Annotated in this window: 14 protein-coding genes; 6 read left to right on the plus strand and 8 right to left on the minus strand. The window is 47.9% G+C overall.

From position 1 onward, the window contains the following. Positions 1-64: 64 nt before the first annotated feature. The 4 genes from ONT08_RS09835 to rho all read right to left on the minus strand — a co-directional run bounded on the left by ONT08_RS09835 (position 65) and on the right by rho (position 6,695). Positions 65-1,573: a helix-turn-helix domain-containing protein gene (locus tag ONT08_RS09835; RefSeq protein WP_264959820.1), complete on the minus strand. Its 1,509-nt coding sequence runs from the start codon at positions 1,571-1,573 to the stop codon at positions 65-67. Positions 1,574-1,902: 329 nt separating this feature from the next. Further along, positions 1,903-3,333: a tRNA uridine-5-carboxymethylaminomethyl(34) synthesis GTPase MnmE gene (gene mnmE / locus ONT08_RS09840; protein WP_264959821.1), complete on the minus strand. Its 1,431-nt coding sequence runs from the start codon at positions 3,331-3,333 to the stop codon at positions 1,903-1,905. 11 nt (positions 3,334-3,344) lie between these two features. Next, entirely contained in the window at positions 3,345-4,217 is an 873-nt protein-coding gene (locus tag ONT08_RS09845; protein ID WP_118200890.1) for a nucleoside phosphorylase, read from the minus strand. A gap of 261 nt (positions 4,218-4,478) precedes the next feature. Beyond that, the gene (gene rho, locus ONT08_RS09850; protein WP_264959822.1) at positions 4,479-6,695 is read right to left on the minus strand and encodes a transcription termination factor Rho; all 2,217 of its coding nucleotides are present in this window, start codon (positions 6,693-6,695) and stop codon (positions 4,479-4,481) included. Positions 6,696-6,846: 151 nt separating this feature from the next. Between rho and ONT08_RS09855 the strand changes: the two genes are divergently transcribed. The 6 genes from ONT08_RS09855 to ONT08_RS09880 all read left to right on the plus strand — a co-directional run bounded on the left by ONT08_RS09855 (position 6,847) and on the right by ONT08_RS09880 (position 13,082). Then, a complete protein-coding gene (locus ONT08_RS09855) occupies positions 6,847-8,670 on the plus strand; it encodes an ABC-F family ATP-binding cassette domain-containing protein (RefSeq protein ID WP_264959823.1) in 1,824 nt (607 codons plus the stop codon). A 90-nt stretch (positions 8,671-8,760) separates the two neighbouring features. Further along, positions 8,761-9,366 (plus strand): ribosome biogenesis GTP-binding protein YihA/YsxC, encoded by a 606-nt coding sequence (yihA, locus tag ONT08_RS09860; RefSeq protein WP_022120663.1) that lies wholly within the window; start codon positions 8,761-8,763, stop codon positions 9,364-9,366. A gap of 29 nt (positions 9,367-9,395) precedes the next feature. Next, a complete protein-coding gene (locus tag ONT08_RS09865) occupies positions 9,396-10,379 on the plus strand; it encodes a Gfo/Idh/MocA family protein (RefSeq protein WP_117586204.1) in 984 nt (327 codons plus the stop codon). A gap of 187 nt (positions 10,380-10,566) precedes the next feature. Then, positions 10,567-11,640, plus strand: coding sequence for a DUF4421 domain-containing protein (locus ONT08_RS09870; RefSeq protein ID WP_119236224.1), 1,074 nt, complete (start codon positions 10,567-10,569; stop codon positions 11,638-11,640). Between the two features lie 18 nt (positions 11,641-11,658). Continuing rightward, positions 11,659-12,519: a DUF1460 domain-containing protein gene (locus ONT08_RS09875; RefSeq protein ID WP_264959824.1), complete on the plus strand. Its 861-nt coding sequence runs from the start codon at positions 11,659-11,661 to the stop codon at positions 12,517-12,519. A gap of 26 nt (positions 12,520-12,545) precedes the next feature. Further along, complete coding sequence (locus ONT08_RS09880) at positions 12,546-13,082, plus strand: hypothetical protein (protein WP_022120659.1); 537 nt, start codon at positions 12,546-12,548, stop codon at positions 13,080-13,082. Between the two features lie 61 nt (positions 13,083-13,143). Here the strand turns inward: ONT08_RS09880 and ONT08_RS09885 are convergent, their stop codons facing one another. The 4 genes from ONT08_RS09885 to ONT08_RS09900 form a co-directional block, all read right to left on the minus strand. After that, complete coding sequence (locus ONT08_RS09885) at positions 13,144-14,790, minus strand: tetratricopeptide repeat protein (RefSeq protein WP_118152434.1); 1,647 nt, start codon at positions 14,788-14,790, stop codon at positions 13,144-13,146. Positions 14,791-14,794: 4 nt separating this feature from the next. Continuing rightward, positions 14,795-16,468, minus strand: a complete 1,674-nt coding sequence (recN, locus tag ONT08_RS09890; protein ID WP_264959825.1) for a DNA repair protein RecN — start codon at positions 16,466-16,468, stop codon at positions 14,795-14,797. Between the two features lie 94 nt (positions 16,469-16,562). Continuing rightward, a complete protein-coding gene (locus ONT08_RS09895; protein WP_117586199.1) occupies positions 16,563-17,492 on the minus strand; it encodes a DUF4835 family protein in 930 nt (309 codons plus the stop codon). Next, on the minus strand, positions 17,428-18,684 hold the full coding sequence (locus ONT08_RS09900; protein ID WP_264959826.1) for a bifunctional phosphopantothenoylcysteine decarboxylase/phosphopantothenate synthase: 1,257 nt from the start codon (positions 18,682-18,684) through the stop codon (positions 17,428-17,430). Before ONT08_RS09900 ends, ONT08_RS09895 begins: the two co-directional genes overlap by 65 nt. Positions 18,685-18,733: the final 49 nt, after the last annotated feature.

The raw sequence follows: 18,733 nt of genomic DNA on the forward strand, positions 1-18,733 counted from the left end.
AAATTCGGTTGCAAAATTCCTAAATGATACTACATTGACAACAGTAAAGAGAAAGTAAATCATACTATTCGGTATAATCTGTTTTCAAATCATCATTTTTGAAACGTTTTTCCATGAGTCTGTCGAATTCTTCTTTTCTAAAGAACATGAATTGCCCCTTCTTTACTTTAGTGACTTTGTAATGCTTGACGTAATAATGAACAATATCCTTTGTCATTCCATACTTCTTCATAGCTTCTTCGACTGAATAGTAGCGTTCTCTTCCTTCGAAATATCCAGTCTTCAGCGCCTGGATGTGCTGCTTTGAATAGTAGGTTACTCCATATTCAACTTTTGAAGGTATCTTATGCCGGTGGATGAATGAACGTACTGCATCATGCGTCATCTTGTAGGTATCTCTCATCTCCTCAGGAGTAATCCAGTCATTTATATCCGCATACTTATGCTTTTGATTATACAGGATATCGATGGCCTTCTTCTCATAGAAGTTGAAATTTTTAAGAGCTATTTTAGGAGTTTTGTTCTCTCTGGTCATCACACCGACATGCTTGATGGTGATCTTGAACATTTCTGCCACTTCCTCAGTTGAGTAATATCCTTCTGGAGTAGGAGGACATGCTCTCTCCTGTGCTTTTGCTTGGAAGATGACACGTTCTGTTCCATCCAAGTTCTCAACTTTCTTGGTGTTGCCCATTCGCTGTTGAGTAATCTTGTCGAAGTCGGTTCTATATATCATCGTGAACTTACCTCGCTTCTCAGTCCTTACATCATAATTTTTAAGAGTGTAGCTAATCTGATCCTTTGTAAGGCCATACTTTTCTGAAATCTCTTCGTAAGTGTACCAGTCCGGATCTACCTCATTACCTTTTTGCTTGATACTATCAATATGTATCTTTGAGTAATAGGCTTTACCATTTCTGTTTACCCTTGGTACCTTGTGATAGGTTACAAAATTCATAGCGTTAGTTCGAGTCATACCATACATGTCCATCACCTGATCCATTGTATAGTAGTTGCCGAGATTGATTTCTTCAAGAAGGTCTGCAAACTTTGCATCAACTGCCTTTTTGCTGAAGAAGGTGTTACGACCTTCATAAACTTTTGGAATACCCATACGGTCACAACGTCCCCATACGGCTTTGCGACCGATGTGATATTTCTCCATGATTTCACGAAGGGTATAATACTCCTGCTCTTCCTTGATTTGATATTTTCTCTTCTTGTATGGTGAAGCTTCATCGAACATCTTATCTAGGTCTGATGTTCTAACAAAAGTTTTATTTCTAATTTTTATAGCTTTAACAATACCAGTTTGGAAATATCTATATACGGTAGCACGGCTTACACCGAATAGAACGCCAACGTCTTTCGGGGTAAGGAATGCCTTTTCTCGCAAGGATTTTATCTTCTCTTCCTCACGCAAAGCTTCGGCACTTTCTTTCTCATTTTTCTTCTTTTCGGATTCTCTTTTCCGGAAAGCGACACGTTCACAGCGTCTTGAACAGTATTTACTGGTCATTTTGCTGGCAACAAACTCCTTTCCACAGACTCCACACACCTTAATTATTCTCATTTTTACATGCTCTTTTTGGTTAATGAGGTCGTCGATTTTGTCTCAGACTGTCTCACATATTCTCAGTATTTCTCACGAGGTGCCAAACATGAGAAATGGTCGAAGGATTGAAACTGTCTCATTTTGTCTCAGAAGGTACCAAAACATAGATTTTTTCCTTTCCATTTTCTCACAGAATTGAGGGCCACGAATGAAATTTGAGCCAAAAATACACCAAAATATTGGTTTCAGCAAATTACAAATGGAATGTGTTAAGACGAAAAAAACCACCTAAGTAGGTGGCTTGCAAGCAGTTATAAAAATGTTCGTTTTAGAGCTGTCCAGGGGGGTTACTTTCCGATGCAAAAGTGCTTGAAGATATTGTTTAGCGTTTCCTGGCTACTGATCTGTCCGCCAGTGATTTCGCCCAATTCTTCCAATACCATTTTCAGGTCTTCGGCGATGATGTCGCCGCTCATGCCCATTTCCATCGACTCCAATACTCGGGAGAGGGAATCATGGGCACGGAGAAGGGCCTCGTAATGGCGGGCACTCGTTATGATGACGTCGTTCTCGGTAATCTCAGGAATATCAGCGGCTCTTACTAATGCCTGCTCCAGGGATGAAACATTCTCGCCTGTGCGGGCACTGATGAAGAGTGGGGCTTTTGGTTCACTGGAATCTCCTTCGCTGGCTTCTGATTCACTGGAATCTGAGCCACAGGAATGGGTGAATTTATCGAACGCAAGTTTATCATTCTCAAGTTTATCCATCTTATTAAATACTACCAGCAGCTTCTTGCCCTGGTTCTTCAGCTTCATCTCCTCGATTTCTGAGGCTGACGGCTGCTCATCTAATAGCCAGATTACTATCTTCGCCTCTTCCATCTTCTGGAAGGTGCGCTCTATTCCGATGTTTTCTACCACATCATCCGTCTTGCGGATTCCGGCTGTGTCAATAAAGCGGAAGGTGATTCCGTCGATGAGGGTGGTGTCTTCGATTACATCTCGGGTGGTTCCGTGAATGTCGCTCACGATTGCCTTCTCCTCGTGGAGCAGACGGTTGAGCAGGGTGCTCTTACCCACATTCGTCTTGCCTACGATGGCTACGGCTACTCCTTGCTTCAGGGCATTGCCGGTTTCGAAGGAATGGGCGAGGGTAGTAATCTTGTGATTGATTTCTTCGGCTAGTGCCTGGAGTTCGCTGCGGTCGGCAAACTCCAGTTCTTCGTGGTCGCTGAAGTCGAGCTCCAACTCCAGGAGCGAAGTCATCTTTAATAATTTTTCGCGAAGGAGGAAGAGTTCGTTGCTGAAATGACCCTTCAGTTGGCTGAGCGCCATCTTGTGGGTTGCCTTGTTGGTAGAGGCGATGAGATCAGCTACGGCTTCTGCCTGGGATAGGTCCATCTTGCCGTTAAGATAGGCACGACGGGTGTATTCGCCCGGTTCTGCCTGGCGACATCCTACCTCTGTAAAGCGATGGAGAACCTGCTGAAGAATGTACCGGCTGCCATGACAGGAAATCTCGGTGGAGTTCTCGCCTGTATAACTGTGGGGTGCACGGAACACGCTCACCAGTACATCATCGATGGTGTTGCCATCCTTATCCTTGATTTCGCCATAATGCAGAGTGTAGGGCTTGGCTTCTTCCAGGGATTTGCCGTTGGCAGACTGGAAGATTTTGTCGGTGAGGGTAATGGCGTTAGAGCCACTGAGTCGGATGATTCCGATAGCACCGCCGGCTGGGGTTGCCAGGGCGCAGATACATTCTTCTTGATTCATTTTTTTATTGTTTAAATTCTATCTAATACAACCTTGATGAGATTGTCGATGGTGCTCTTGTAGCCGGTGTTGGCGTTGAGGGCACGGCGGTTGGCGATGACCATGCAGCAGGTTAATGCCTTATGACCGAGGAGAAGGGAAAGACCGGCGAGGGCTGAGCTCTCCATCTCAAAGTTGTTGACGCGCAGACCGTTATACTCGAATGCTTCAATCTTCTGATTAAGTTCTGGATCGGCAAGTGGGGCACGGAGTTCGCGGCCCTGAGGTCCGTAGAAACCGCCACAGGCTATGGTGATTCCGCGTACCATATCATCGCCGGCTATCTGGTTGAGCAGTTCCGGATTGTTGTCTACACAGTATGGGTTGCCAATCTGGTCGTTCCATTTTACCTGGCGCTTGAATTCTGCCTCTGTTTCGAGGTCGCAGATTTCGTTGCGACGGGCATAGAAGTTGATGAGTCCGTCGAAACCGATGCTCTTCTGCGAGGCTACGAAGGTTCCGGCAGGGCAGTTGAGCTGCAGGCCGCCGCAGGTTCCGATGCGCACGAGGGTGAGCGTGGTGTGCTCGGGTTTCTCGGTGCGGGTTTTGAAATCGATGTTCTTCAGCGCATCGAGCTCGTTGACTACAATATCGATATTATCGCATCCTATTCCGGTGCTCTGCACAGTGATTCGCTTGCCTTTATATGTGCCGGTGATGGCGTGGAATTCCCGACTTGAAACTTCGCATTCCTTCTCATCGAAATGGGAGGCTACGAGGGCTACGCGACCTGGGTCGCCAACGAGGATTACTTTATCAGCCACTTGTTCCGGGCGTAGATGAAGGTGGAAGCAGCTTCCGTCTTCATTGATAATCAATTCTGATTCTGCAAAATATTTGCTCATGGTTCTTTTGATTTTAAGTTATACATTATTTATATTGGGGCTTTGCGTCCCTCTGTGTTTAAGATTAGCAAAGATACGAATAAAAAATGAAATGGAATATTTTTTTAATGATTTTAAACAGTAAAAAAGCACGAAGGGCAAATCCCGGAAATGGAACTTGCCCTTCTCTTTCAAATCTCTCTTCATTTATATCTAGTAAAGACAGCCGATGAACGGAGCCTTTTGCCGGATATTCTAGTATGGTTAAACCCGGATGAGGGGTTATGAATTCATAGAGAGCAGGAACTCGTCGTTGTTGCGAGTATGCTGCATGTTCTTGTGGATGGTGCTCATCGCCTCGATAGCGTTCATATCTGACAGATACTTGCGCAGAATCCACATGCGGTCGAGCGTTGTCTTGTCCTGCAGGAGATCGTCGCGACGGGTAGACGAAGAAATGAGGTTGACAGCAGGGAAGATGCGCTTGTTGCTGAGTGAGCGGTCGAGCTGCAACTCCATGTTACCTGTTCCCTTGAACTCTTCGAAGATGACTTCATCCATCTTACTACCTGTATCGATGAGGGCAGTAGCGATGATGGTGAGCGAACCGCCGCCTTCGATGTTACGCGCAGCACCGAAGAAACGCTTAGGCTTCTGGAGGGCGTTTGCATCCACACCACCGGTGAGCACCTTACCAGATGCAGGAGCTGTGGTGTTGTAGGCACGGGCGAGACGGGTGATGGAATCGAGGAAGATGACAACATCGTGTCCGCATTCTACCATTCTCTTTGCCTTCTCGAGCACGATTCCGGCAATCTTGACATGGCGCTCTGCAGGCTCGTCGAAGGTAGAGGCAATAACCTCTGCATTCACGGTGCGTGCCATGTCGGTAACCTCCTCAGGACGCTCGTCGATGAGCAGCATCATGAGATAAGCCTCAGGATGGTTGGCTGCGATGGCGTTGGCAATATCCTTCATGAGGATGGTCTTACCGGTCTTAGGCTGAGCCACGATGAGCGCACGCTGACCCTTACCGATTGGCGAGAAGAGATCTACGATGCGGGTGCTGAGATTGGTGGTTCGGCGGTCGCCACAGAGATTGAACTTCTCGTTAGGGAAGAGTGGGGTGAGGTGCTCGAAAGGAACACGGTCACGAACCTCTGACGGGTCACGGCCATTGATCTTGATGATGCTGGTGAGCGGGAAGTATTTCTCGCCCTCGTGAGGCGGACGAACCTTGCACTCGATGACATCGCCAGTCTTCAGACCGAACTTCTTGACGAAGCTGGATGCTACATAAACATCATCCGGTGAAGAAAGGTAATTGTAATCGCTGCTGCGCAGGAATCCGTAGCCTTCTGAAATCACTTCGAGCACACCGTTGGATTTCACGAGATTGCTGAAATCGTAAGCTGGTGCTTCCTGCTTGTTCTTGGCAACAGGAGCAGCTGGCGTGTGCTGGTGAGAAACCTGTGGAGTGGTTGGACGGTCGAAGATGTCGACTGTAGGAATGGCAGCCTGGTCTTCGATAGGAATGTCGACTACAGGAATGAAATCGGTTCCATCGCCCGGATCACCCTTCCAGGTTCCGTCTGCATCGAGTTCTACCTTCATACCTTCTGTATAGTGGATAGGAGCTGACTCCTGCTTCTTATCGGTTGCAGTTTCTTCAGTAGCTTTTTCCTTTGTCTCCTCAGCTGGAGCCGGAGCGGCTGCCGGAACTGGAGCTGCTGCTGCGTTCTGTGCATTCATCTTAGCCTGGAGCATCGCCTGCAAATTGCCGCTGATGTTGGCGCTCTCAGCGTTTCCGGCAGAGAACTGCTCTTCAGGAACGGCTGCGTGCTCAGGAGCTGCTGCATTCTCAGGAGCAGTCTGCTGGTTGTCGGCTGCAGCTTCTGCCGGCTGGTTAGCATCAGTCGGCTGCTTGTTAGCCTTAGCCTGTGCATCTTTTGCCATCTGGGCTTCAATCTCGGCCTTTACTGCCTGATGTTTTCTGATGGCTGCTGCTCTGGCTTTAGCGATGGCCTCGAGTTCAGCCTTGCTTCTTCTGCCGCGGTGTTTCGGGAAGTTGGCAAGTACCTGTGACTCTATGTCTTCGCCCGACTGGTTCAGAACCTGCTTCTGGGCTGTTGATTGTAAACTCTGCTCTGCCGGACTGAACTGGATTTCTTCCTCAACCGCTGGGGCTGGGGCAGTTTCGTTCATAGCCTGAGGAGCAGCTTCGCCGCCGTTAGGACCCAGAACCTGATTCTTCTGCACGTCGAAATTCTCTCCCTCATTGCCGTGTACTGAATAAACACGGTCTTCTTTCTTGGTTGCAATGCGGGTGCGCTTGCGCTTAGGGCCTGCATCAGAAGCTGGCTGTTCTGCCTGGGCGTCGAGAATGGCGTAGACGACAGTTTCTTTCTTATCGCCCGACTTGACCTTGACTCCTAGTTCCTTTGCAATGTCCTTCAACTGAACGACACTCTTTGCTTGTAATTCTTCTTTACTATACATATATTATATATTGTATATTAATGATTTTCTTTCTGAAATGTCGCGTTTCTGAATGGAAACACGGTATTGATTGATAAATTCGTGTGCAAAGATAATTAAAAAATTTGTTTCTGCCAAATATTTTGCCTATCTTTGCACAAAAAAAATAAAAATGGCTAGTCAAATACCCTATTTAGACGTTCAAAACCTCACCAAACGCTTTGGTGCACAGGTTCTTTTTGATAATATTTCCTTCTCTATCGCTGAAGGACAGAAAGTGGGACTCGTGGCGAGAAACGGCACGGGAAAGTCTACACTCATGTCGGTGCTGATGGATAAAGAGGGCCACGAGAGCGGAGACATCATCTACCGACGCGACTTGAAGGTGGGCTATCTGGAACAGTCGCCGCAGTTTGATCCGGAGGAAAGTGTGCTGCAGGCGTGCTTCAATCATGAGGATGATCCGGAGAAGGTGCTGAAGGCGAAACAGATTCTCACACAGCTGCACATTACCAACCTGGAACAGCCGATGGGACAGCTCAGCGGCGGACAGCAGAAGCGAGTGGCGCTGGCGAATGTGCTGATTACGGAACCTGACTTTCTGATGCTGGACGAGCCGACCAACCATCTGGACCTGGAGATGATAGAGTGGCTGGAAGGTTATCTGAACCGCGGCAACAAGACCATCTTCATGGTTACGCACGACCGATTCTTCCTGGACAAGGTGTGCAATACGATTCTGGAACTAGACGACCGCACCATCTACACCTACCGGGGCAATTATGCCTATTATCTGGAGAAGAGGCAGGAGAGAATGGACAATCAGAGAGCCGAAATACAGCACTCGAAGAATCTCTACCGCAGGGAACTCGACTGGATGCGCCGTCAGCCTCAGGCTCGCGGACATAAGGCGAAATACCGCGAGGATGCTTTCTACGAGCTGGAAAAGGTGGCAAAGCAGCGCATCGAAGACCGGCAGGTAAGACTGAAGGCTTCTACCGTTTATATAGGTTCGAAGATTTTCGAATGCCAGTATGTGAGCAAGGCTTTTGACGACAGGGGACAGAAGAAGGTGATTCTCGACAACTTCTACTACAACTTTGCCCGCTTCGAGAAGATGGGTATTGTGGGTAATAACGGAACGGGAAAATCGACCTTCATCAAGATGCTGCTGGGCGAGGTTCAGCCCGACAGCGGCAAGTTTGACATCGGCGAGACGGTTCGCTTCGGCTATTTCTCGCAGGAGGGACTGAAATTCCGTGAAGACCAGAAGGTGATTGACGTGATTACGGAGATTGCTGATTACATAGATCTGGGCGGCGGCAAGCACATGACGGCTTCGCAGTTTCTGCAGTTCTTCCTCTTTACGCCTGAGGAGCAGCACAACTACGTTTACAAGCTGAGTGGCGGCGAGAAACGCAAGCTCTACCTCTGTACGGTGCTGATGAGAAATCCGAACTTCCTGGTGCTGGACGAGCCGACTAACGACCTCGACATCCAGACGCTGCAGGTATTGGAAGAATATCTTCAGGATTTTGCGGGTTGCGTCATCGTAGTGAGCCACGACCGCTATTTCATGGACAAGGTAGTAGACCATCTGCTGGTTTTCAAGGGCGAAGGCGAAATTCAGGATTTTCCAGGCAACTATACGCAGTACAGGGAATGGAGCCGGATGCAGGCGAAGGACGAGGCGGAACAGGCGAAATCGGCAAAGGGCGGAAATGCACCGGCAGAAAGCGATGGAGCAGGCACAGCAAAGCGCGACGCCAACTTTGAGAACAAGCGCAAGATGAGCTATAAGGAGAAGCGCGAATATGAGCAGCTGACCCAGGAAATAGATGCGCTGACCGAGGAACAGAAGAAACTGGAAGAGGAACTCTGCAGCGGAAATCTGTCGGTTGAGGAACTGACGGAGAAGAGCAAACGCCTGCCAGAAATCAAGGATGAACTTGATGAGAAGGAAATGAGATGGCTGGAACTGGCTGAAATGCTCTAGACTTTGAACTTTGAGCGTTGAACATTGAACTTTATGATTAGTTGATGTGCGGCCGTTAATAATAAACATTTATAAAAGAAAATAGAAAAAATGGAAATTAAGAAATCAGAATTTACAATATCGGCTCCACGAGTGAGCATGTGTCCAAAAGATACGAAGGCAGAATATGCTTTCATCGGCAGAAGTAATGTGGGAAAATCGAGCCTCATCAATATGCTCTGCAACCACAAGGGTTTGGCTAAGACTTCAGCCACACCGGGCAAGACGCTGCTTATCAACCACTTTATCATCAACAACGAATGGTATCTGGTTGACCTTCCGGGCTATGGTTTCGCCAAACGCTCGAAGACCGTACAGAAACAGCTGGAACAGATGATAAGCAGTTATATTCTGCAGCGCCAGCAGTTGGCTAACGTCTTCGTGCTCATCGATGTGCGCCACGACCAGCAGAAGATAGACCGCGAGTTTGTAGACTGGCTGGGCGAGAGCGGCGTTCCTTTCTGTATCGTCTTTACCAAGGCCGACAAGTTGGGTCCGGTCAAGGCTCGCATGAATGCGGAGAAATGGATGCATGCACTGGAAGACCGCTGGGAAGCGCTTCCACCTTATTTCATTACCAGTAGTGAGAAGAAGATGGGACGCGACGAGGTGCTCGACTATATTGACGAAATCAACAAATCGCTCGCCGGAGAATAATCTTTCGGGAGAGAATAAACCAACAGAGAATGAAACAGATTAATTGGGGATTTATCGGCTGCGGAGAAGTAACCGAAAAGAAGAGCGGACCGGCTTTCAACGAAGTAGAGGGTTCGCAGGTGGTGGCTGTGATGAGCCGAAGCGAGAACAAGGCACGCAGCTATGCTGAGCGCCATCATGTGCGCAAATGGTATACAGATGCATCGGAGTTGATAGAAGATCCCGATGTGAATGCTGTTTACATCGCCACGCCACCTTCTTCTCACGCCACCTTCGCCATCATGGCGATGCGTGCGGGCAAACCTTGCTATATAGAGAAACCGCTGGCTGCGAGTTACAACGACTGCATCCGCATCAACCGCATCAGCGAGCAGACGGGTGTTCCATGCTTTGTGGCTTACTATCGCCGTTATCTTCCTTATTTCCAGAAGGTAAAGGAGATTATCGAGAGCGGAACCATCGGTAATGTGGTAAATGTGCAGGTGCGCTTCTCGGTTCCTCCGCGCGATCTCGACTTTCAGAGCGGCAAGGAAATGCCCTGGCGACTGCAGCCGGATATTGCGGGCGGCGGCTATTTCTACGACCTGGCTCCTCATCAGATAGATTTGCTCCAGAATCTGTTTGGTGTGATTACCCGTGCGCACGGCTATCCTGCCAACAGAGCGCATCTTTATCAGGCAGAAGATACGCTCTCGGCGTGCTTCTTCTTTGAGAGTGGAATTCCGGGCAGCGGAAGCTGGTGCTTCGTGGGACATGAGAGTGCGAAGGAAGACTGCATCGAGGTGATTGGCGAGAAAGGTTCGCTCTCATTCTCGGTGTTCACTTACCAGCCGATAGAAGTGATTACGAGCGAAGGAAAGAACTCGATTACGGTTCCGAATCCGCCTTACGTGCAGCTGCCGCTCATCAAGAGTGTGATTGAGCATCTGCAGGGAATAGGCGAATGCGACTGCACCAGCGTTTCGGCTACGGCTGTGAACTGGGTGCTGGACCGTGTGTTGTGGAAGAACTGATTTTTCTTTACAAAATCATCTCGAAAGCAAACATCAAGGAAGCATCATCATCTGGAATAGAGAGTAAGTTATGAAGAGAAGTTTCTGTATAGTTGCAATTATCTGTTCTCTTGCCTGTACTTCGGCAAGGGCAGGGGAGCCTGTGGATTCTACCATGCTGGGAACGCTCTTCAACAAGTCGATGTTCATGCATAATTCCAAGGACAGCCTTGTGAAAGAGCGCCATCGAAAAACTTTCTTCCATCAGGTGGGAAATGTGTTCACCCGGTTCTTCAGAGAATTCAACAGTACGGATTCTTCTTACATCGAAGACCAGCACTACAATTATACGGTGATGCTGCAGAACACCAATACCTACGAGGAATATACACTCAGAAACCGCGAGGGACAGAGCATTTCCTTTGCTCCTGATCCTTCTTACCGCCTGGGGCCTTATTTGGGCTGGCGATGGGTGTTTCTGGGTTATACGTTCGACCTGAAGCACATTAATTTCAGGAATAACCACACTAATAAAAAGGAGTTTGACCTGAGCCTCTACAGCAGTCTGCTGGGAATAGACCTGTTCTGGCGACAGACGGGAAATGACTATCATGTTCTGCGGATGAATCTGGGTGAGCACATCGATTGTGACCCTATCCGCAAGGCTCCTTTCGACGGTTTCAAATCGAGCATCAAGGGATTCAATCTTTATTACATCTTCAACCATCGCCGTTTCTCTTATCCTGCCGCCTATTCGCAGAGTACGGTGCAGCGGAGAAGTGCCGGTTCCATGCTTCTGGGAATCGGTTACACGGAGCATGAACTGGAGGTGAACTGGGATAAACTGGCCAATCTTGTAGATGAACGGCTGAACAAAAATCTGACAAACGGGGGAACTCCGGAAGCCAAGATAGACAGTTCGCTGATGTTCAGCAAGGTGAAATACAGCGATGTGAACGTAACCTGCGGCTATGCTTACAACTGGGTTTTCGCCAAGAACTGGCTCTTTAATGCTTCGCTCTCGGTGGGTGTGGCTTACAACCGCTCGAAATCGGATAATGAAAGTGAACATCTGGACATTACCAACTTCAGTTTCAAGAATGTGAACCTGGATGGAATAGGCCGCTTCGGTATTGTGTGGAACAACACGCATTGGTACGCGGGCGCCAGCACCATCATCCATTCCTACAACTATAAGAAAAAACAGTTTTCTACCAACAATTCGTTTGGCTCACTCAATATTTATGTGGGCGTGAACTTTGGCAGGAAACGTCATCATTAACATATAAAAAGAGAAGAGATGAAAATATTTACGAAAATGGCAGCTGTCGTGCTGGCTTGCGTGCTGGCTGTTCCGGGAGAAGCCAGGGTGAATGTGGTTTATCAGCGGCAGGACAGTCTGCGGATTGTAGGACTGCTGCAGAAGGCAAGGGCTATGAAGAAGAAACCAGCCAGTTGGATGCTCTGGTTCGGCAAGCAGATGGCGGGCGTCCCTTATGTGGGCGGCACGCTGGACCGGACGAAGGAAGAGGTGCTCATCGTGAACACCCGTGAGCTGGACTGCACCACATACGTAGAGATGGTTACGGCGCTCACCCTGTGCGCCAAGAAGAACGAGACTTCTTTCTCGGCTTTCTGTGAACATCTCCGAAATGTGCGTTATGTGGGTGGAGAGATTTCCTATGTGAAGCGCCAGCATTATTTCACGATTTGGATGGATGCAAACGAGCGCGAGGGAATCGTGAAGAATATTGCACCCAATCCTCCTTTCTCGGCCGTTCAGACCGTGAACATCAACTGGATGAGTACGCATGTTTCGAGCTATAAGATGCTTAAGGCTCATCCGGAATGGAAATCGGGAATCAGAAAACTGGAACAGAGTGTGAACGGCAAGCGTTACCGTTATGTTCCGAAGGGCAAGATTGCCAACACGGCAGTTTTCCGCAACGCTATTCACGATGGTGACATTATCGCCATCATTACCAACAAGAAGGGGCTCGACACGACCCACATCGGTATTGCCTCCTGGCACAAAGACGGATTGCATCTGCTCAACGCCAGCAGCATTCACAAGAAGGTGATTGATGAACCGATGACACTTTATACTTACATGCACAAACATCCGGTGCAGATAGGAATCAGGGTTTGCAGAGTTCAGTAAAAAAATATTAGAAAAAGAAAAGATAAATGGAAGAGAAAAAGAATTTTGAAGCGATCTTCAAGGAAGATCTTTATCAATATCTGCTGAGTATTGATAAGGTAGATGCTCATTTGCCGGAAGCTCCGGATTTGGAAGAGCTGTGGCAGAAAGTAGGCGAGAGTTATCTGCCTGATGCGATTCGCGAGTTTGCCAAATATCCTACGGTTTCATTGGGTTGGATCATGTATGTAGGAATGGCGCTTGCCAAGTATTGGGATGAGGATTGGGAACTCTACAGCAAGGTAGAGAATCATTATGAATATCTTCGTGACAGAATAGATTTCGACCACATGGATGATTACATCTGCGAAAAGGTTCTGCTGCTGAATGAGGAAGCGCATAAGGCTGTTACGAATGTAGTGGCAGAATGTGCTTCGCGCTCTTACAGCAAGCTGATTCATCTGAATCTGCAGCCTGGAAGCGAGGAAGCCTTCCGTGGTTTCGTTGCTGCCCTTCACCAGATGTTCCTCATGGGAATAGCCGTAGAGCTTAAAATGCTGGGGTACCACATGACTAAAATGTAAAAGAAAGTCCGTAGGCGTTCTGTTAAAATGCCTACGGACTTTCTTACTTATTACTAAAAAATTACTTCATTTTCTTGAGATATTCTCCAGCGCGGGAATCGCCGAGTTCCTGGGCTTTCTTCAGGTTCTTGATGGCCTCTTCCTTATTTCCTTTCTCCTTCTGGAGCAGTCCTAAGAGAAGGTAGCCGTCAGCATATTCAGGAGCCAACTCTATGCAATGGGTGGCTGCGCTGATTCCTTCATCATAACGCTTTACACGCAAGTCGAGACTTGCCCATTCTGCAAAATATGTAGGCTCTTTAGGAGCCAGGTAACAGGTGCGGGCAATATCAAGCAGGGCTGGCTGCCACATGCGTAACTTGGTTTCGCATTGGTAACGGGTGTAGAAGAAGGCTGGCGAAACAGGACGGGCAATGGAATCGTACATATTATAATCCTGAATAGCGCGGCGGAATTCACCCTGCTCCTTCAGAAATTCTCCACGTGCCAGATAATAATTCGCAACCATTCCGATCTTGTTTCCAACGCTTACCGCACTATCGAGCAAAACCTCAATCTCCTTGGCTGGAGCCTTGAGATTCTTCTTAGCCTGGGCAGCCTCAAAATAGAGTTCGCCGCTGAGAAGTGAAGTATTGGTCAAATCCATGAAAGTATCGTAAGCTTTCTGATACTCACCCTTTACAAAATTAATCTGCGCTTCCTGATGGCGGTAAATAGGCTGAGCCTTGATTTCGTATGCCTTTTGAGCCTCAGCTATGGCCTTATCAAGCGTCCAGTCCTTATAAACAGAATCGCCCTTGTAAATAATCTTCTGATAAATCAGGTCGGCATAGTTGGAATGAGCCTCATCCTTGGCAGCCGATTTCTTAATGCCTTCTTCCATCAGTTTGGCAGCTGCATCATATTCGGCCTTATCCGTCAGATAAGCGGCTTTCTCCTTGTAACCGAAGGCTGAAGTAGGAAATTTACTGATAAACTCATCGCTATATTTCGCATACTCATCAGCTGTAGTCTGGCCTTTCTTCAGAGTCATCATCGTCATAGCTTCGTTCTCTGTATCAGGAAGAGCTGTACGGATGGTGGTTTCGCGAAGGGCTGCATCAAGACTCGAAAGACCGGTTACCTTCAGCTGCTTGGCGTAGTTGGCGTCGATGGCCGTAACCTGACCATTGCTGTGCATCAGACCGATGACCTGACCGTTCTTGTTGGCAAACGGACAACCTACTGCATTTTCGGGAGCACTATTCGAGAAGATGTAATAGTTGTACGTAGTCTTGAACTTCTCCACGCTGCTGATGTCCTCCTGCTGGTAAGCCGGCTTCTTGATAGAATATGGAACCAGCCAGACCTTGTCGCCAGCAGCCGATTCCTTGGTTGCAATAGGGGCAGCAACTGTAGAGGCGTTGATGCGGAATTTAGCCACATCGTAGAGTTCGTCGGCTCCCATGATGGCCTCAACAGGAATCGATTTTCCGGAAGCGTCAACAACGCTAGCCTTTACAGCTCCGACAAATGGCTTGAAGGTGCTGATAGCCGTTCCCTTGTTGTCGATAAAAACACCTTGGGTAGAGGCGATAATGTCGCCTTTCTGATTGAAAGTAGTCAAGGTGAAAACGCTCTTAGCCAGTTTCTGGACCGAACCCGGCTGGGCATAGAGGGACGATGCTCCGAGCATCAGTCCCATCATGATCATATTTATTTTTTTCATAATCTTATTTGTGTTGCTTGTGTTTATTGAGCAACTCCTTAGCATTTGCCAGGGCAGCAGGCGTAATGTCGCTTCCGCTGAGCATCTGGGCGATTTCTTCTATGCGCTGCTGCTCGTTGAGTTCCTTCATGTGAGAAAGAGTTCCCTCTTCGGTTTCTTCTTTCAGAACCTTGTAATGATGGGTTCCCATGGAAGCAATCTGAGGCAGGTGGGTGATGGAAATAACCTGACGGTTCAGGTTGCCCATCTCTGTCATGATTTCCGCCATCTTTTCAGCAATCTTACCGCTTACTCCCGTGTCGATTTCATCAAAGATGATGGTTGGCAGTTTTACGGCGCCGCTGATCATGGCCTTCAGAGAAAGCATGACGCGGGCGATTTCTCCACCAGAAGCAACCTGACTCACCGGCTGGAGAAGCGTGCTCTTGTTGGCGCTGAACAGGAAATTGACCTTGTCAACACCATCAGAACTGAGCGGCTTGGCGGAGAATGAAATTTCGAAGCGGACGTTTGGAATTCCCAGAGGAATGAGACGTTTCTTCATTTCTTCTTCTATCTTTCTAGCCGATTTTGTTCGGATGGCAGTCAGTTCACCAGCCAGCTTTTCAGCCTTGGCAAGCAGAAGGGCAACTTGCTTTTCCAGCTCTTCTATGTCTTCATCTCCATTATCAATGTGCTGTAGCTGTTCGTTGATTCGCTCGCGAGTGGCGATGAGTTCCTCTACATTTTCCACATGGAATTTCTGCTGGAGCGAGTAGAGCTGGTCAAGCCGGGAATTGATGGTTTCAAGACGGTTCGGGTCGAACTCTATATTGTCAACGCTTCCGCTTATTTCCTGGGCAATATCCTTGAGTTCTATATAGCTGCTCTGCATTCGTTCAGCCACCTCCTTCACATCCGGATAAACCTCCTTGATGTTGTCAATCTGCTGGGCTGCATTCTTCAGTTTGTCGAGAATGCTGCCGTCTTCGCCCGAGAGTGCATTATCTGCTTCATAGAGCGCAGTCTTGATGTCTTCAGAATGACTCAGGGTTTCTGCTTCCTGTTCCAGTTGCTCAAGTTCGCCTTCCTGCAGGTTTGCGTCATCCAGTTCCTTAAACTGGAAGCGCATGAATTCCTCGTTCTCCCTGTTCTTTGCGATTTCCGCTTTCAGGTCTTCCAGCTGCTGCTTAGCCTTTTTATAGTTCTTGTATTCGGCAAGATAAGCCTTCTTCTGCTTTTCATCGTGGGCAATAATGTCGACCACGCTGAGCTGGAAGTCTTCCTTCTGCAGCAGGAGGTTCTGGTGCTGCGAATGAATATCGACGAGCTGTTCGCCCAGGTCTCTCATCTTGCTCAGGGGGACGGGCGTGTCGTTGATGAAGGCACGGCTTTTTCCGGCAGCTGTCAGTTCGCGGCGGATGATGGTGTCTTCTGCATCATAATCAATATCGTTAGCATCGAAGAAATCCTGCATTCCGTATTTTGACAGGTCGAAGTGGGCTTCAATCACGCATCGGTCTCTTCCAGCCTTGATGGCCTTGCTGTCAGCACGGTTGCCCAGAAGCAGTCCGATGGCTCCGAGAATGATGCTCTTTCCGGCACCCGTCTCGCCCGTGATGACTGAGAATCCTGGATAAAGAGGAATGTCCAACTCGTCAATCAACGTGAAATTCTTGATGTATAATTGCTTGAGCATAATTTCTTTTCTTATTGTTTTAAAGGAACTTAATCTAAAAGAACCAGCTTTTATTCCATCATTTGGATTTTCCCGAATGATAAAGCATATAGGCTTATTCCTTAATTTTGTCCCAATATGAGTTTTGAGAAGGATTGATGGAGAAGAGCAGCTCATAAATGCTTTCTTTCTCTTTCTGAGTGCCATGTTTCTGATAGATGTTAGCAAGCTCGTCCTTCTTATAGTCGGTCCAGATTTGTGGCAGCAGACTGAGCGGTCTGTCCGTACGTGCCTTCTTCAGATCCTGGAGCAGGGTGTTGGTGATTTCAGTTCTGCCTCGTTCCACATTATTCGCCATTTCATCGAGCCCTTTTCTGTAATAGTTGTATTGCAGCATTCTGAAAGGTTCCATGGCTCCGTCGAGATAATCGGAAATGATGGCGAACCGGTTTCTGTTGTCACTAAACGCTTTCCAGCCCGGAAAATCAAGATTCTGGGCGTTGTTGGTGAGGTTCATGCAACGTTGCAGAATGTCCTCCCCACCTTTAGGCGCAAAACTGTCAAGATCTAAACCGATGATGAGGTAAGCATAGTAGGCGAGCAGAGCCGTTAGCTGGTTGTCAATCCGCTCTTCGGTAAACTCCAGCTGGTCGAACTCGGCAAACTTGAACGTGAAGTTTTCATCCACATTATTATATAAGGTGGACGTATAGGCTGAATTGTAGACGGGACGGTTGGCCTGGATGAGCGCCTTGCAGGTAAAGATATTCTGGTCTTTATCATACTTGCTTACCGTGATATTGAAGTTGCACACGATGCGCTCGTTCTTCCTGAATTGAAGATTCGTCCATTGCCTGTCATTCACAAACTGCTCAAGAGTTTGCTGCAGATTATCGAATACCCGGTTTTCCGTGCCCTGAATCTGGGCATGGTTGATGGTAATCTTAGCCTGCAACTCCTGAGCGGCTGATGTGATGGGACTACAAGAGATAAGCCAGCTCGTTGATAATATCGCGAGCCACTTCAGTTTTCGGTTTCTTCTCATATTCTTTCTTACCCTCTTCAGAAATAATCGTTATCTGGTTGTCATCCGTACGGAATGTGGTTCCCGGATTGCGAGTAGAGTTAAGCACGATGAAATCGGCATTTTTCTTTTTGCGTTTTTTCTGTGCATTAACCTCTTCATCGTTGGTTTCCAGGGCGAAAGCCACAATTCGTTGATGTTTTTGTTTCATCTTGCCAAGGGCTGCGGCAATATCGTGAGTAGGGACGAGTCGGAGTTCCAAATCATCTTTCTCGCGCTTGATTTTCCTGTCAGCAATCTCGCTTGGCTTGAAATCAGCAACAGCAGCACATAAAATGGCAGCATCGGTTGAGGCGAAGGCTTGTGTGGCTGCCTGATACATTTCCTCGCAACTTTCTACATCGATGCGATGAATGGCTTCGGAACAGCTAAGCGAAACCGGACCTGCAACCAGCGTAACCTCAGCACCACGACGGCAGCACTCTTCAGCAAGGGCAAAGCCCATTTTGCCGGAAGAATAATTGCCGATGAAACGTACCGGGTCAATCTTTTCGTAAGTTGGTCCGGCTGTAATCATGATCTTCTTGCCTTTCAAATCGAGCTTATCGCTTTCTTTTTCCTTGCAGTTTTCTGATGCAGCTTCATCGGTCTCTGCATTCTGCTGAGCCTGTTCATCGAAGAATCTGTCGAGGCATTCTACGATAATATCAGGTTCTTCCATGCGTCCCTTTCCTTCCAGTCCGCTTGCCAGGAATCCCACTTCGGGTTCTATGATGTGATTTCCATAGCCCAGAAGTGTTTTCATGTTGGCTTGGGTTGAAGGATGCTTATACATGTCGAGGTCCATGGCTGGAGCGATGAAAACAGGTGCTTTCATCGACAGATAGGTTGTGATGAGCATGTTGTCAGCAATTCCGTGAGCCATTTTTCCCAGGGTAGAGGCTGTGCAAGGAGCGATGAGCATGGCGTCGGCCCACAGACCTAAGTCTACGTGCGAATTCCAGGTTCCATCGCGCTGCGAGAAGAATTCGCTTACCACAGGCTTATGCGTAAGAGCCGAAAGGGTGATGGGAGTGATGAACTCCTTTCCTGCAGGCGTAATGACCACCTGCACTTCGGCTCCGCGCTTGATGAGACCTCGTATGATGAGGCAAGACTTGTAGGCTGCAATAGAGCCCGTAATGCCCAATACGATTTTCTTTCCTTTTAACATGAATTTTTCTAACTGTTAAGAAATAAATCCGAGTTTCGCAAGGTTTGTT

It is taken from the genome of Segatella copri (assembly GCF_026015465.1).
Lineage (GTDB): Bacteria > Bacteroidota > Bacteroidia > Bacteroidales > Bacteroidaceae > Prevotella > Prevotella copri_E.